The organism is Paenibacillus sp. JJ1722, from assembly GCF_048282685.1.
Taxonomy (GTDB): Bacteria; Bacillota; Bacilli; order Paenibacillales; family Paenibacillaceae; genus Paenibacillus; species Paenibacillus polymyxa_B.
In genome coordinates, this window is record NZ_CP182500.1 from 1,867,509 (window position 1) to 1,883,889 (window position 16,381).

A 16,381-nucleotide genomic window follows, 5' to 3' on the forward strand; every position below is an offset into this window, starting at 1 on the left:
AGTTTTAAATGGCAGAACCTTTTGTTAATGAGAAGACAAAAAAATGGGATTTTGTTTTTGGTTATTACGATGATACTGGGAAGAGGCGGCAAATCCGCAGAAAAGGCTTTAAGACAAAACGTGAAGCCAATGATAAGATGATTGAGCTTCAGAATGATGTGAAGAATAAAGAATATATCAGGAAAGATAACACTACACTCAATGAGTTTATGGTTTACTGGCTGGATAACATCCGGGTTCATGAATGTGGAGAAACAACGCTTTACAATAACAAGTTGTATTTCAAAAATCATATTAAGCCTAAATTCGGAAAAATAAAGTTGCAAAATTTTGATTTAATGAAATGTCAAAATTTCGTGAATGAGTTGCACAAGAAGAATTTTGCGAGGAATACGATAGATCGCATTACAACGATGGTCAAAAAAGTATTTGATAAGGCGATTGAATATGGCTTCATCAAAGAAAATCCCATGCGAAAAGTGACACTTCCCAAGCGAATAAAAAAAGAAATGTCTATTTGGACGCTGGAACAAGTGAATCATTTTCTCCAATGTACCAAAGAAGATCGTTATCATTGTGTTTATGGACTCGCTTTATTAGCAGGAATGCGGCAAGGGGAGATTTTAGGATTAAGATGGAAGGATATTGATTTTGAATCAAAGACAATTATCATTAAACAAACGCTTGCTCATTATGGAACTCGGATCAAATCTGGAGCTAAAACTACCGCCGGGGAACGTAAAATATCTATACCTAATCAACTGATTGCGATTCTTGAAGAACAGCGTAGGCTACATGAAGTTTACAAAGTAAAGTGGAAAAGAGAGTTTGGAGACACTTTTATCGATATGGATATTGTTATATTCAACTTAAAAAATGGTAAAACAGTGTTCCCTGCTAATTTGTCCAAGGCTTATAAAAGAGATGTTTTAAGTGCCAAGCTTCCGCATATCCGTTTCCATGATATGAGGCATACCCATGCGACGATGCTGTTGGAAAAGAAAATGAATGTCAAAGTGATTTCAGAGAGATTAGGTCACAGTAAGATATCTGTCACGCTGGATACGTACAGTCATGTACTTCCTAGTATGCAACAAGAGGTAGCCGATGAGCTTGAGCAGATGATCATGTTGTGATTTTTGTGACCTTTTTGTGACCTCAAATGGGTTGTTGCGTAAAAACTGTTGATATAAAAGGCTTTTTTGATGGTTCATATCATGTGTGGTGCACTGGATGTTGGGCTGCTCAATGAGCGGCTGGCGGATCGGAAAATTCTTGCCGCACGAGCTGTGGGGGTAAAAACGCTGAAGGAATTGTTGGAAGCGCCGATGGAATCGGTGACGACTGAAGCGGAGCAACTGGGGATTAAGCCAGGTATGCCAGGATACGAAGCACTTTTGAAACTGGTGTAATGAAGCCTATGTGCATATGTTGCATAAAAGTAGAGGAACAAGAACCGAAAAAAACCGGACTTTTTGGCTCCGGTTTTTTTCTATGAAAAGTATTATTCTATCGAGAAGAATCATTTGAATTATATACGAACGATATGACCTGCAAGAACAATTATTCGGCAAACAAATGGGTCAGGTTCTCGCTAAAGGGTGCTTGTACAATCCCTTTTTCGGTAATGATGGCGGTAATGTACTCATGAGGTGTAACGTCGAATGCTGGGTTGTAGACTTTGATGCCCTGCGGGGCGGTCCTTTTACCAAAGCTTTCGGTAACTTCCTCAGCAGAACGCTCCTCGATCGGAATATCTGCGCCTGTTGCGGTCTGCAAATCAATGGTAGATAGTGGCGAAGCGACATAAAAAGGAATGCCATGCGCCTTCGCTAGCACAGCTAGGCTATAGGTGCCGATTTTGTTGGCCACATCTCCATTAGCAGCGACTCTATCTGTGCCGACAATAACGGCCTGTACCCATCCTTTGGACATCACCATGCCCGCCATATTGTCACAGAGCAGGGTGACATCAATGCCTGCCTGCTGAAGCTCGAAAGCGGTCAGGCGCGCCCCCTGCAGCACGGGGCGGGTTTCGTCGGCAAATACTTTGAGGTGAATGCCGTTCTCCTGCGCAAGGTACATCGGCGCGAGCGCTGTTCCGTATTTCGCTGTCGCCAATCCGCCTGCATTGCAGTGAGTAAGTACGCCCATCCCGTCCTCGAACAGAGGTAAAGCATGGATGCCGATCTGGCGACATACTTCCTCATCCTCTGCCTGAATGGCTGTGGCTTCACGCTCCAGCCCGGCATTCCAGTCTTCGACCTGACCTCCGCTAGCTTCAACGATGAGTTCCCCAGCCCGCTTCTTCATGCGGTCCAAGGCCCAGAACAGGTTCACTGCCGTCGGGCGTGAAGTAGCCAAATGTCCGCACACGGCGTGTACATGCTGCAGCCACCCAGCAGCGTCGGTGCCGTCGTAGGCGGTAGCTCCTAGCACAACGCCGTAGGCCGCAGCCATCCCGATAGCGGGCGCACCACGTACCTTCATGGCATGTATGCCATCCCATACTTCCTCGGCCGTGAATAAATCCAGCATGACAATCGTTTCGGGCAGTAGACGCTGATCCAACATAGACAAGCGGTTGCCTTTCCACACCAGCGAAGATAGAGCCTGACTGGGCACTGCAGCTTTCCCAGAGGTTACGTGCGACGATTCTTTCTTTTCACTCATATTCATTAAGCTCCTTTAGTTTGGGCAGCTGTTGCTGTCGAACAATGTCTCCCAGTTCCCGAATCGAATGAAGCTCGCGATTGCGAAGAACCAAGGATTTACCGATAGATAACGCCAGACGTTCCGCAGCTTCCTTGATAGCAGGATCGGCAATGGTGTCGATATCTGCCACATGCGACAGGCTGATGATACGGCGAATCACTTTGCACCCTGCAAAACCAATCGTATCTTGCAGTACTTTCTGGAGATACAAGTCCTGATATCCCGCTGTACGTGCCATATGATCGGTGACATGCTCGTCCCACAGTTTGCGGAACCTACGCTCAAACTGTTCCCATACCTGAATGGCGGTCTCCAGAACCCAGTCACGCCTTTCCTTTAGAGCCTTCTCGCCAGAGGTCCATCCGGGTTGTGCTGCGTAGTTCAACAGCAGATTGGCGATCACTGCTCCGATATCAAAGCCCATGGGTCCGTAGTAGGCAAATTCAGGATCAATGACTTTAGTCGATTCGGTCGTTACAAAAATGCTGCCAGTATGAAGGTCACCGTGCAGAAGCGCTTCGGTTCGTGTCAAAAACTTTTCTCGCAGCAAAGCCACTTCCAGGTGAAGCACTTGATCTGTACGTAGTGCCTCTGCTTCGTCTTCGATGTACGCACCATAGTTGTTATTATCTGAGATCCGATACGGTTCATCCAGAATCAGATCTTCAGTTATTTTGCAGAGATCCGGGTTGATAAAGCGTTTAACCAGGTCTTTTTTATCCTGCTGATTCATGCCCAAATCTGAGGTGAAGAAGAGCGTGCGTGCCAGAAACTCCCCAATATGATTAGCGAAATATGGATAGGTGTTTCCTTCTATTAGTCCCTTGCGCATGATGGTGTGTGAGCTAAGATCCTCCATCACGGTCAACGCAAGCTCATCGTCATACGCCAGTACCGCAGGAACCAATTCGGGGCAAATGTAGTGTTCCTGCTGAAGTGCCTCGCGTTCAATACGGGCACGATCCAGTGAAAGCGGCCAGGATTCACCCACAATTTTTACATAGGGAAGTGCCTGCTTGGCAATGATACTCTTGTTAGATTCAGAATCCGTAATATGAAAAACCAGATTTAAGTTACCATCACCGATTTCTCGGCATTCCAGATGGGCTTCCTGACTAAAAAATCCGGGGATGTTCTTCACGAATTCGATTGCTTCTTCAGTCGTTAAAGGATGATATTGGGACAACGAAGTCACCTCCATAAAATGTGCGCATGTAAATAGTTTAAAAAATATCACAATATTAAACCAAGTATTTTGATATGATATAGAAAGTATAACGAAAATCATTGAAGTTTTGTACATTTTTTTTATGGGGATTGAAAGAGGAAGAAAGGAGAACTCTTTTTTTGTTTCGTCTCCGTATAGAGAGGGTAAATATGAGACAGACGTCCGGCAGGTGATATTAGGATGCCCGCTGGCGTCTTACCGTCAGTAATGACGGTGATGGATATGTAAACGTTCCTGAAAGTCAATTTGATGAAAAAGGAAGGGATTTATGATGGCTAAAACAACAAGTAACTCGAAAAATACGCAAACCAAATCGGTGGAGGAACTTTTAAACCGTCAAGTCGCTAACCTCAATGTGTTATATGTAAAAATTCATAACTATCACTGGTATGTGAAAGGCTCTAGTTTCTACACACTCCATGTTAAATTTGAAGAGTTATACAATGAAGTGACATTGAAAATGGATGAGATCGCCGAGCGTTTGCTCGCGTTGAAAGGTTCTCCTTCCGCAACGTTGAAGGAATATCTGGAGCTGTCGTCGATTCAGGAAGCAACCGGCAACGAAGATGCTCCTAAGATGGTACAAACCTTGATCGAGGATTTTGCAACTGTATGCGAGGAGTTTCAGGAAGGTATCGAACTGGCGGAAAGCAATTCCGACCAGCCAACTGCAGATTTGCTGATTGGTTATAAAGCGGATCTGGAGAAACATATGTGGATGCTTCGCTCTTATTTGGGCTAATTGGCCGAATTTCGCTCCATTACCCAATGCCTAGTTCGGTGAAATTAATTCCACTCCATAGTGATGGGGTTACGCTCTGAAATAAACTCTCTACATGTAAAACGCTACTGACGTCATGCTGTCAGTAGCGTTTTTATGGCTGGAAAAAGATCATGCATCCCATGTTTTTTGTACAAATTTATAATTATATGAACAACCACAGGATGAATTTTGCTATTTGTGTGCCTGGTAGGGTGAACATTTTATGAAGAAAGTTGGATAACGTGTGTCTGTTGGTTGCACCCTTAAAGATATTTATTATAAAATAACTTGAGAATCATTGAGAATCAGTTTAGAATGATTATAAATAAATTTTTAAATATTACTTGAAATCAGGGGGCTCCCCTGTTTAAATATACTTTCTGATTTCGACACCACACTACATTTTTTGGAGGGTATTGCGAATATGGCTACAAACTTTAAGATTGAAGGTCTCAAGGCGACCATTGAAGGCAAGGAAATTTTGAAAGGTATTAACCTCGAAATGAAGGGCGGAGAAATCCATGCCATCATGGGTCCTAACGGTACGGGTAAAAGTACACTCGCGTCTGCTTTGATGGGTCATCCTAAATATGAAGTCACAGATGGCAAAGTAACTTTGGATGGAGAAGACGTGCTGGATATGGAAGTGGATGAGCGTGCACGTGCAGGATTGTTCTTGGCGATGCAGTATCCGAGTGAAATTGCAGGGGTAACGAACTCCGACTTTTTGCGTAGTGCGATCAACGCACGCCGTGAAGAAGGACAAGAAATCTCCCTGATTAAGTTTATCCGTCAAATGGAAAGCAAAATGAAAGAGCTCGAAATGAATCCTGAGTTTGCTCACCGTTACCTGAACGAAGGCTTCTCTGGTGGTGAGAAAAAACGGAATGAAATTTTGCAAATGATGATGATTGATCCGAAAATTGTCATTCTTGATGAAATCGACTCCGGTCTGGATATCGATGCTTTGAGAATCGTGGCTAGCGGTGTCAACGCTATGCGTTCCGAAGAGCGTGGTTTCCTTATCATTACTCACTATCAACGTCTGTTAAACTACGTTAAACCAGATTATGTACATGTAATGATGCAAGGACGTATCGTTAAATCCGGTGGTCCTGAGCTTGCTGAGCGTCTGGAAGCGGACGGTTACGACTGGATCAAGGAAGAGCTGGGTATCGTTGATGAAACTGTAGGACAAGAGGCGTAAGCCGGAAGCGAGGAGGAAAACTAATGACTACACAAACAATCCTTCCGGTAGATTCCGAGCAACTGCGTGTTCTGTCCGAACGTAACGGCGAACCATCTTGGTTGGCCGAAGACAGACAAAAAGCACTTGAGCTTGCAGGCAAACTGGAGCTTCCGGTATTTGAAAAAACAAAAATCGAACGATGGAAATTAAACGATTACGGTCAACATAAACAGAACGAGGTCATTGCATCGGTAGGGCAGGTCCCGGCAGCCATTGCTGATCTGGTCAAAGAGCAACAGGAGGGTGGTCTGATTATTCAGCGCAACTCCGGCGCGGTATATGTGAAGCTGAGCGAGGAATTGGCGGCGCAAGGCGTCATTTTCACGGATTTACAAACAGCGGTTAAAGAGCATGCTGATTTGGTTAAAGCTCATCTGAACACAGTTATTAAGGCTGAAGAAAATTCATTATCTGCATTGCACGCAGCACTCTGGAACGGTGGAGTATTTGCTTATGTGCCTAAAAATGTAGAGCTGAACGTTCCGCTTCAAGCTGTATTCCTGACGGACGATGCGACTGCAACGTTTGCGCCGCATGTGCTGCTCATTGTCGAAAGCCACAGTTCCGTGACGTACGTAGATAACTATGTATCTGCGGATTTGGCGGCACCTGTTCTTCATAACGGTGCGGTAGAAGTTGTTGCAAATGCAGGAGCTAAAGTACGTTATGCGACAGTCCATCAGTTTGGAGAGCAAGTAACGGATATTTCGATTCGTCGTGCTACGTTGGGAAATGACGCAGCTATCGAATGGATTGTGGGCGAAATGAACAACGGTAATACAGCAAGCAATACCATGTCCGTGCTCAAAGGCAATGGCTCCAATTCGGATGCCAAGATCATTGCTGTTGGTTCCGGCTCACAAAAGCTGAACTATACGACACAAGCACAGCATTTTGGTAAAAATTCCGCCAGTCAGATGATTACGCGCGCAGTAATGCGTGAAGAAGCGTCTTCCATCATTAACGGAATTACAAAAATTGAAAAAGGTGCTACCAAAGCAGACGGTCAGCAAACAGAACGTGTTCTGATGCTCAGCCCGAAAGCGCGTGGTGACGCTAACCCGATCCTGCTGATTGATGAAGATGATGTAACGGCAGGTCACGCAGCATCGGTTGGTCAGGTAAACCGTGAACAAGTGTATTACTTGATGTCCCGCGGGATTAGCCGTGCAGAAGCTGAACGTCTGATTATTTATGGCTTCTTGGCACCTGTCGTATCTGAAATTCCGCTCGAAGGACTTCAACATCAGCTGCAAAGCCTTGTTGAAAGGAAGTTAGGCCAATGAATACTGCATTGATCCGTGAACAGTTCCCGATTTTACATCAGGAGATTAACGGTCATCCGCTGGTTTATTTGGATAATGCGGCCACTTCGCAAAAACCGCTGGCGGTCATCGAGGCGATCAAGCACTACTACGAATATGATAATTCAAATGTTCACCGTGGTGTGCATACCTTGGGTAGTCGCGCAACGGATGCTTATGAAGGTGCGCGGGAGAAGGTAGCCCGCTTTCTGAATGCAAAGCGCAGTCAGGAAATTATTTTTACAAGAGGAACAACAACGGCGTTGAATCTGGTCGCTTCTTCCTATGGCAGGGCTAATTGCCAGGCAGGTGATGAAATTGTCATCACACAGATGGAGCATCACAGTAATCTGATTCCGTGGCAACAGGTAGCCAAAGCCACAGGCGCGACTTTGAAATATATTCCACTTCAAGAGAATGGTAGCGTTGATCTTGCTGATGTGGAGAATACCATTACAGAAAACACGAAAATTGTAGCGATTGCGCATGTCTCCAATGTGCTGGGTGTTGTGAACCCTGTCAAAGAGATTGCAGCTATTGCGCATCGCAAAGGCGCAGTCATCGTTATAGACGGTGCACAAAGCACACCACATATGAAAGTAGACGTGCAAGACATCGATGCTGACTTTTATGCCTTTTCGGGTCACAAAATGTGTGCTCCTACTGGGATCGGAGCACTGTACGGCAAGAAGACGCTGCTGGAAAACATGGAGCCCATTGAGTTCGGCGGTGAAATGATCGACGATGTGGGATTGTATGAATCCACATGGAAGGAGCTGCCTTGGAAATTCGAAGGTGGAACCCCGATTATAGCCGGAGCCGTTGGCTTGGGAGCTGCCATTGATTTTCTGGAAAGCATCGGACTGGACGCCATTGCACAGCATGAAAGCCGTCTGGTCGACTATGCTCTCAAACGTCTCCGTGAAGTGGAGGGGTTGACGATTTACGGACCTGCAGAACGTCATGTCGGGCTTGTAACATTCAACTTGGATGATGTGCATCCGCATGATGTAGCTACCGTATTGGATAGCAAAGGGGTGGCTGTACGTGCAGGCCATCATTGCTGCCAGCCATTGATGCGCTGGTTGAAAGCCAGTGCGACTGCACGTGCCAGCTTTTACCTCTATAACACGGAAGAGGAAGTCGACGCTTTGGTCAGCGCCTTAATCCAAACAAAGGAGTATTTTGGCGATGCAACTTGATGACTTGTACCGACGCGTGATTATGGATCATTATAAAAATCCGCGCAATCGCGGACGTTTTGAGGACGATGCCGTTACGGTGGATTTGAATAATCCTACGTGTGGTGACCGGATTTCTCTTCAACTCAAAACGAAAGACGGCGTGGTCGAAGATGCCCGTTTTACTGGCGAAGGCTGCTCGATTAGTATGTCCTCAGCTTCGATGATGACAGAAGCGGTCAAAGGAAAAACGATTGATCAGGCACTGGATATGGCAAGCCGCTTCTCTTCTTTAATGAAGGGAGAAGCCGTTGAATTCGATGATTATGAAGAATTGGAAGCTTTGTCAGGCGTGAATAAGTTCCCGGCCCGCATCAAATGTGCGACACTGGCTTGGAACGCGCTGCGCAAAGGGATTGATGAAGATAAATAATTTAAATAGAACAGAGGAGGTTTGAGAAACATGGCCAAGAAAGCACCGGAAATGGAAGAGTATAAATATGGCTTTCGTGACGAGCACAAGTCCATTTTCCAAACAGGTAAGGGTCTCACTCCGGAAATTGTAAAGGAAATCTCCAAAATTAAGGATGAGCCAGAATGGATGCTGGAGTTCCGTCTGAAAGCACTGAAACAGTTTGAAAAAATGCCAATGCCAAACTGGGGCGGAGATATGGATGAACTGGATTTCAACGATATCCAGTACTATGTAAGACCTTCCGAGAAACAAGGGAAGACATGGGAAGAAGTTCCGACGGAAATTAAAGAAACCTTTGATAAACTGGGTATTCCTGAGGCGGAGCAAAAGTTTTTGGCTGGTGTATCCGCACAGTATGAATCCGAGGTTGTCTACCACAGTATGCAAAAGGAACTGGAAGACCAGGGCGTTATTTTCATGGATACCGATACGGCGTTGCGTGAGCATCCTGAGATTCTGAAAGAGTATTTTGCAACAGTTGTACCTCCTGCGGACAATAAGTTTGCTGCACTGAACAGTGCGGTATGGTCAGGTGGTAGCTTCATCTATGTACCAAAAGGCGTGAAATGTGAAGTTCCATTGCAGGCTTACTTCCGTATCAACTCGGAAAACATGGGTCAATTTGAGCGTACGCTTATTATTGCGGACGAAGACAGCTTTGTGCATTATGTAGAAGGTTGCACGGCTCCAATTTACAGCACGAACTCACTGCATAGTGCCGTGGTCGAAATTATTTGTAAGAAGAACGCACGCGTTCGTTATACAACGATCCAGAACTGGGCACCAAACATCTATAACCTGGTAACCAAACGTGCGGTTGCAGAAGAAAACGCAACGATGGAATGGGTCGATGGTAACATCGGTTCCAAGTTGACGATGAAGTATCCAGCCGTTGTATTGAAAGGCCGTGGAGCGAAAGGGATGGTCCTGTCCATCGCTGTTGCAGGCAAAGGCCAGCATCAGGATGCAGGTGCGAAAATGATCCACTTGGCACCAGACACCACCTCCACAATTGTATCCAAGTCGATCAGTAAGCACGGCGGTAAAGTAACGTATCGCGGATTAGCTTCATTCGGTCGTCAGGCTCAAGGTGCAAAATCGAATATCAAGTGTGATACGCTGATTTTGGATAATCAATCAACTTCAGATACTATTCCTTATAATGAAATCATGAATGACGACATCACGCTTGAGCACGAAGCAACGGTTTCCAAGGTATCGGAAGATCAGCTGTTCTATCTGATGAGCCGTGGTTTGACTGAAGCAGAGGCAACGCAAATGATCGTTATGGGCTTTATTGAGCCGTTCACCAAAGAGCTGCCGATGGAATATGCGGTAGAAATGAACCGTTTGATCAAGTTCGAAATGGAAGGTAGTATTGGTTAAAACGCAGTAACCCTTGGTGTGACAAGGTTTTTGAGGTATTCTAAAGCTGTTAAATTGGAGTCGTGTCGATTTTGTGCCGACTCGGATTTCCTGCTAGTACAGAAGGCGAACTTTTTAAGTTCGCCTTCTTCTATTTTTTCCGTAATGTCTAAAAAGATGTCGGCAGTTTTCTGAATTGTCTTATGATCTAACGCTTTTATAAGGGGAGATAGAATTAAAAAAAATTATTGTTAGGACTGCGGATAATTGCCTAGCACTTAACTATGTTTGCTTAATAGGATATTGTAAAGCCACAAAACATAAGGAGGCAGGCAACGGATGCAGAAGAATAAAGCTGGAGTGAAGAAGAAAACCCTCTCTTCTAAACAGACACAGAGGCATGTACATGAATTTGAAGGTAGTACCAAACTGGCTGAAGAAGGCGCAGACCGACATAACCACCGCTTTGCAGGTGTTACTGGGCAAGCGATTCGAGTTGGAAGAAGTCATGTCCATGAAATTGATCTTTCAAAAACTGATTTCGTGAACCATTTTCATAATCTGAGAAGGATTAGAACAGGACCCGCTATTCCAGTCGGAAATGGCAAGCACGTACATTTTGTTACGGGCCAAACCACATTAAATGATGGTCATGTACACCAGTTCAATTTCGCAACATTGATTCAGGCACCTCTTATTTAATAAACAAATGTAGCAAATAATATAGTAGTAGAAACGCGTTTTTATTGTTTTTGATCGTTGTAAATTGTGACTAGGTTAATGTCCCTAACATAAAAAGAGGCTGTCCTTCGTAGAAGAACCTACGAATCAAGGACAGTCTCTTTTTATTCGCGTAGCCTGGGCTTCGGCAAGACATTTCGTTCCACCGAAGTAACGCCGGGAGGCAGTAGCGGATCAGGATTCCAAATAAATTTCATCAATGGATACATGGCGTTCCCTAGACAAATCTACATATTCATCATCGTTAATTCTCACTAAGGGTCTGAAGTAATCGGCAGGATTGTTCAGAATAATCGTTCCTGTCTGCCCTGTAGTCAGCAGAACCTGCTTATTAATGAAATTAGGAAGCATATGTCTGATGAACACTTGGGTAGCTTCTGGGTTTAAATGTCCAAAACTCATGCTGTGCAGCTCGCGTAATACGGCGAGTAGCTCCTGCTTCGTCTGGTACACACGATTGGAAATCATCGCGCTATACACGTCTGCAATAGCTGTTATGCTCGCAAAAGGATGAATTTCTTCCTTGAACAGTCCATGGGGATATCCACTTCCATCTTCACGCTCGTGATGCTGCAAGGCGACAATTGCAGAAATCTCATCGCTGGTTGAATTGCGAATAATATCATAGCCATAGAGAGAATGTTTCTTCATTTCATGAAATTCTTCAGGTGTCAGTTTATCCGGTTTGTTCAAAATTTCATCCGGTATCATGGATTTGCCTATATCGTGTAAATATCCGGCTTTACCAGCGGCATAAGCTTCTTCTTCTGTATATCCAAGCCATGTGGCAATGTAATATGACAGTACACCTACTTGGAGAGAATGATTATAGGTATAGTGATCTCCCCGCTCCATAATTAACAGCAGAGATACGACATCTTTTTGACGAGCCAGCTCTGAAACGAGAGGGCCGAACAGTTCATCAACTCGATATTCATCAAATTTTCCAGTTGAGGAAGCTTCGAGAAACATGCTTTCAAAGCCACTGATCGTCTGCTCCATGAGGGGAACGGCGCGTTTGAGGGATTCAGGGGAAGCTGGAACATCGGGGGCAAAGTCAACCGGAATGCTCGCAGAACCGGCATCAATGTCGATATAATCGACACCATGCATAATGAGTTTGGAAATGTCGTCATGCTGAAGCTCGGTGCCCTGAATCATGACAGGTACACCGTGCCCATTGTATGTATCGGATTTGAGGCGATCTCCCGGCTTGGCATCGGTAACGTGAACTCTCATGTGCTAACCTCCTTATTGTCGTAAATTTGTCGAAAATATGAAACAACCCTAATATATCAAGAATTATATGGGATGACAACGACTAAATTACTATTATTCCAAGCTGTAAAATAGGTCCCAGGAACCCGTTTCCTATCAGATACCTACAGTAGATTACGTCAATGCTTTTCACTATGTTTATGATGTGAGATTGTTCAGAGAGTACAGCGAAGCTTAAGGACTATGTCCACTCATATGTACCATATTGCTAAATAACATGGTATGCTTAAACATTAGAAGCTCCAAAGTCGATATATATAAAGTATAGAGGAGGGCGGTTATGGAGATGACGACTCGGCAAACGTTGACCATTTTGCATACCAATGATATCCATAGTCATTTTGGCAGTATGCCTTCGATAGCCGCGATGATCGATGAACGAAGAGCCGCATCACGGGATGCGCTGCTTGTGCTCGACATAGGAGACCACATGGACCGGATGGCCCCCGAAACGGAAGGAACGCTCGGTGGGGCAAATGTGGATGTGATTAATCTAACAGGATACGATGCAATTACGATCGGTAACAATGAGGGACTGACTTTTACCCCGGATATGATTGAACAGGCATATGCGGGGATTCATTGTCCGGTCGTATGCGGCAATATGACAGAGCGTGCTACGGGGATGAACCCTTCGTGGATGAAGGAATCCCTTATCGTAAACAAAGCTGGAATCAAGGTCGGTTTACTCGGTGTGACGGCTCCTTTTGTAGAGTTTTATCAATTGCTGGGCTGGGATGTGCTCAATCCGTTTGAGGTGCTGGGGAAGCAGATCGCGGCACTGAGAAAGCAGGTTGATGTTTTGGTCGTGATGTCGCACCTGGGTCTACCTTCCGATCAAAAATTAGCGTCGCAGTTTCCTGAAATTGACGTTATCCTTGGAGGTCACACCCATCATGTGCTGGAGGAACCGCTTTGGATCGGAAAAACAGCTTTATGTGGGGCGGGGAAGTTCGGAACGCTGCTGGGTGAAGTGACACTAAGTCGTAACAATAGCCTCGAACCGTTTCGAGTCACGTCAGGCGGCGTAGTTCCTGTAGATCAGACACTACTGGACGAAAAAGTGGCATCGGCCATTGTGGTGCATCGCAGACAAGCAGAGCGCACCATGGAGAGCACCATTGCGGTGACGGATCGGAAACTGGAGATTGCATATGATCAGGAATCCCCTTTTGGGAATATGCTGGCACAAGCGGTGTCCCATTTTACAGGAACAGAAATTGCCCTCGTCAATGCGGGACAACTGCTCGGCCCATTACCTCAAGGGGATATCAGCAAAGGAATACTACATTCCTTATGCCCTTCGCCGATTAATGCCTGTGTTATGAAGTTGCGGGGAAGAGATATTCGGTTGGCGCTGGAGCAGTCCTTGCTGCCTGAATTTACAGACAAGCCCATGACGGGCTTTGGCTTCAGAGGCAAAGTGCTTGGCACGATGTGTGTGGAAGGCTTGGCCATTCAGTATGACTCGGGCCGTGTTCCTTATGAAAAAGTGACGGACATTCGTGTAGCGGGTCAACTATTGGAAGAGCATGAGGAATACACAGTGGGCACGTTGGATATGTTCACTTTCAAAGCAGGTTATGAAGTGCTTGCGAACGGAACAGATCTCCGATTTATGCTTCCAGAATTTTTACGGGATTTGATTGAAATGGAGTTGAAGCGTCCGGGCGCGATGGAAGAATGTTTTGCAGCTAGGTGGCTTCAGGTATCAAAACAATCGGGAGAGGATTAAGCTGCGACTGGTACCTGTTACATTATTGAGAGCCGGCATGAAGCTGGGCAAAAAAATATACAATGAAAACGGAATGGTGCTGCTCTCGGAAGGTGTTGAGCTTACTTCGCGATTGATTGAACGTCTAGGCCAAGTCGGTATTGGATATGTATACATTGAGGATGCTGTGACAGAAGATATCGTCATTCCTGAGATGATCCATGAACAGACAAGGGCCGCGGCGCTACAGGAAATCAAAAAGCAGTTTCAAGGGTTGTCATCCTACTCCGTAGATCATAAGCACAAATATTTTGGCAAGTCATTTTATAAGGTGATGGAATCCATTCTGGACGATATTGGAGGCCGTCAGGACACCATCATTATGTTGATGGATATCGGGGCCGCGGATCAGGATTTGTATCATCATTCTTTGAACGTATGTTTATATTCACTAGTACTTGGAATATCCAATGGCTACGATAATAACCAGCTCATGGAGCTGGGGATAGGTTCACTACTGCACGATATCGGTAAAATGAAAATTTCACCTCAAGTACTCTATAAGCCGGGTAAATTGACGGATGAGGAATATGAGCATATGAAAACACACACGGTGATCGGCTACAAGCTGCTCAAAGACGAGCCTGGAATTCCCTTGTTGTCGGCTCATTGTGCATTACAGCATCATGAGCGTATCGACGGCAGTGGATACCCACATGGTTGGAAAAAGGACCAGATCCACGAATATGCGAAATGGATCGGTCTGGCGGACTCGTACGACGCAATGACAGCAAGTCGGATATATAAACAGGCTTTGTTGCCTTATGAAGCGATGGAAGTGCTGTACGCCGGGGCAGGAACGTTATATGAGCAGCGAATGCTGGAAGCCTTTCGTGATTGTGTAGCTATTTACCCCCTGGGACTCTCTGTGGTGCTCAACACGGGGGAAGAGGGGGTCGTGGTGCGTATACATCCCAAAATCCCGCAAAGACCCGTCATTCGCATTGTAAGGGACCGGGATGGGCAGGAAGTGAAGGCACCTTATGATGTCGATTTGTCCGTATCCCTCTCGGTTATGATTACAAACACATTGGGCGCTACTGCCGCCCCTTTCGGAGGAGTACACGTAGATTAGCAGATGATGTGGAAGAAAGCATGCAGACACTTTACACATCATGATATGATAATTATACGTCTTTTGAGGTTAATAACAGAAATAAGGTGAAAACATAATGACAGTTCTACAAAATAACACGCTACCCCAAATATCGCCAACCTATGATCCGTGGGACCCGATTGTCTCACTGCGTACACATGGTCGTCATTTGCTAACGAGTGTGGAAATGACCGTAACGCATCTATGTAATATGCGCTGTGAGCATTGCGCTGTTGGCGACATGTTAGTTATGAAGGAGGCCCCTTTCCTGCCGTTAGACCTAATGCTGAAGCGTCTGGATGAAGTCGAGCATCTGGAGACCATCAGTATTACAGGCGGGGAACCTGCTTTACTCGATAAAACAGTGGATGAAGTGATCGTTCCACTGCTGAAATATGCCAAGGAGCGCGGTATTCGCTCGCAAATCAACTCCAATCTGACGTTAGATATTCGCAGATATGAGAAGATGCTTCCTTATCTGGATGTGATGCATATTTCGTTTAACTATTTGAATGCGGACGATTTTTATGAAGTGGGTTTTGCAAATACCGGCCGGCCGACTCCACGTGCGGGCGCTGTTCGCCTGTATGAAAAAATGATGGAAAATGCCCGCAGATTGAGTGAAATGGGAATGTTCATTTCAGCTGAATCCATGATTAATTATCGGACACACACGAAGCTGGAGGGCATTCATCAGTTAATCAACGAAATGGGATGCCGACGGCATGAAGTTCATCCAATGTATGCGTCGAATTTTGCCTCTGCTTTGCCTGTGCTTTCACTCGACGATATGCGAAACTCTATCCATAAGCTGCTGGATGTACGTAATCAGGACATGTGGATGTTGTTTGGCACATTACCGTTCTTTGCTTGTTCGGATCGGGAAGAAGACCGCAAACTGCTTCGCCGCTTGCGTCAGGAACCGAATATTACGGTGCGTAATGATCCAGACGGAAGAAACCGTGTGAATGTGAATATGTTCACGGGTAGCGTGTATGTGACGGATTTTGCAGACATTCCGGCTTTCGGAAACATTCAGGAAGACAGTCTGGACGATATTTTTGGTGAATGGCTGAATGAGCATCCGCTGAATCAGACTGTGAACTGTCATTGTGATGCCGCTGCCTGTTGTGGACCGAACCTGCTCGTGGCGGATATGTACTACAAAGGAATAGACTTTAAATCAAGAAAAGCATTACAATTATGAGTATT

Annotated in this window: 14 protein-coding genes and 1 pseudogene; 12 read left to right on the forward strand and 3 right to left on the reverse strand. The window is 45.4% G+C overall.

Annotated elements, in window-relative coordinates; translation table 11 throughout:
• Positions 1-8: 8 nt before the first annotated feature.
• Positions 9-1,136, forward strand: a complete 1,128-nt coding sequence (locus tag ACM1ND_RS08390) for a tyrosine-type recombinase/integrase (protein ID WP_418027576.1) — start codon at positions 9-11, stop codon at positions 1,134-1,136.
• 75 nt (positions 1,137-1,211) lie between these two features.
• Positions 1,212-1,412, forward strand: a pseudogene (locus tag ACM1ND_RS08395) (YunC family protein); the annotation flags it as partial.
• Between the two features lie 151 nt (positions 1,413-1,563).
• Here the strand turns inward: ACM1ND_RS08395 and mtnA are convergent.
• Positions 1,564-2,673: an S-methyl-5-thioribose-1-phosphate isomerase gene (gene mtnA, locus ACM1ND_RS08400; protein ID WP_028542909.1), complete on the reverse strand. Its 1,110-nt coding sequence runs from the start codon at positions 2,671-2,673 to the stop codon at positions 1,564-1,566.
• A complete protein-coding gene (gene mtnK / locus ACM1ND_RS08405; protein WP_418027579.1) occupies positions 2,666-3,901 on the reverse strand; it encodes an S-methyl-5-thioribose kinase in 1,236 nt (411 codons plus the stop codon). Before mtnK ends, mtnA begins: the two co-directional genes overlap by 8 nt.
• 313 nt (positions 3,902-4,214) lie before the next feature.
• Here mtnK and ACM1ND_RS08410 point away from each other — a divergent pair, with 313 nt between their 5' ends.
• The 7 genes from ACM1ND_RS08410 to ACM1ND_RS08440 all read left to right on the forward strand — a co-directional run bounded on the left by ACM1ND_RS08410 (position 4,215) and on the right by ACM1ND_RS08440 (position 10,982).
• On the forward strand, positions 4,215-4,685 hold the full coding sequence (locus ACM1ND_RS08410) for a Dps family protein (RefSeq protein ID WP_013309551.1): 471 nt from the start codon (positions 4,215-4,217) through the stop codon (positions 4,683-4,685).
• 445 nt (positions 4,686-5,130) lie between these two features.
• Positions 5,131-5,913: a Fe-S cluster assembly ATPase SufC gene (gene sufC, locus ACM1ND_RS08415; protein ID WP_013309552.1), complete on the forward strand. Its 783-nt coding sequence runs from the start codon at positions 5,131-5,133 to the stop codon at positions 5,911-5,913.
• 23 nt (positions 5,914-5,936) lie between these two features.
• Positions 5,937-7,241, forward strand: a complete 1,305-nt coding sequence (gene sufD, locus ACM1ND_RS08420) for a Fe-S cluster assembly protein SufD (RefSeq protein WP_023987884.1) — start codon at positions 5,937-5,939, stop codon at positions 7,239-7,241.
• On the forward strand, positions 7,238-8,461 hold the full coding sequence (locus ACM1ND_RS08425) for a cysteine desulfurase (protein WP_076161336.1): 1,224 nt from the start codon (positions 7,238-7,240) through the stop codon (positions 8,459-8,461). Before sufD ends, ACM1ND_RS08425 begins: the two co-directional genes overlap by 4 nt.
• Positions 8,451-8,873 carry a Fe-S cluster assembly sulfur transfer protein SufU gene (gene sufU, locus ACM1ND_RS08430; RefSeq protein WP_013309555.1) on the forward strand — a complete coding sequence of 141 codons (423 nt, stop codon included), beginning with the start codon at positions 8,451-8,453 and terminating at the stop codon, positions 8,871-8,873. The genes ACM1ND_RS08425 and sufU overlap by 11 nt, the downstream gene beginning before the upstream one ends.
• Before the next feature lie 30 nt (positions 8,874-8,903).
• Complete coding sequence (sufB, locus tag ACM1ND_RS08435) at positions 8,904-10,301, forward strand: Fe-S cluster assembly protein SufB (protein WP_013309556.1); 1,398 nt, start codon at positions 8,904-8,906, stop codon at positions 10,299-10,301.
• 318 nt (positions 10,302-10,619) lie between these two features.
• Positions 10,620-10,982, forward strand: coding sequence for a YmaF family protein (locus ACM1ND_RS08440; RefSeq protein WP_023987886.1), 363 nt, complete (start codon positions 10,620-10,622; stop codon positions 10,980-10,982).
• A gap of 213 nt (positions 10,983-11,195) precedes the next feature.
• Here the strand turns inward: ACM1ND_RS08440 and ACM1ND_RS08445 are convergent, their stop codons facing one another.
• On the reverse strand, positions 11,196-12,260 hold the full coding sequence (locus tag ACM1ND_RS08445; RefSeq protein ID WP_023987887.1) for an HD-GYP domain-containing protein: 1,065 nt from the start codon (positions 12,258-12,260) through the stop codon (positions 11,196-11,198).
• A gap of 319 nt (positions 12,261-12,579) precedes the next feature.
• Here ACM1ND_RS08445 and ACM1ND_RS08450 point away from each other — a divergent pair, with 319 nt between their 5' ends.
• The 3 genes from ACM1ND_RS08450 (at position 12,580) to yfkAB (ending at position 16,376) form a co-directional block, all read left to right on the forward strand.
• A complete protein-coding gene (locus ACM1ND_RS08450; protein ID WP_418027584.1) occupies positions 12,580-14,034 on the forward strand; it encodes a bifunctional metallophosphatase/5'-nucleotidase in 1,455 nt (484 codons plus the stop codon).
• The gene (locus ACM1ND_RS08455) at positions 13,988-15,148 is read left to right on the forward strand and encodes an HD-GYP domain-containing protein (protein ID WP_025722542.1); all 1,161 of its coding nucleotides are present in this window, start codon (positions 13,988-13,990) and stop codon (positions 15,146-15,148) included. Before ACM1ND_RS08450 ends, ACM1ND_RS08455 begins: the two co-directional genes overlap by 47 nt.
• A gap of 97 nt (positions 15,149-15,245) precedes the next feature.
• Positions 15,246-16,376, forward strand: a complete 1,131-nt coding sequence (yfkAB, locus tag ACM1ND_RS08460; protein WP_023987890.1) for a radical SAM/CxCxxxxC motif protein YfkAB — start codon at positions 15,246-15,248, stop codon at positions 16,374-16,376.
• Positions 16,377-16,381 lie beyond the last annotated feature (5 nt).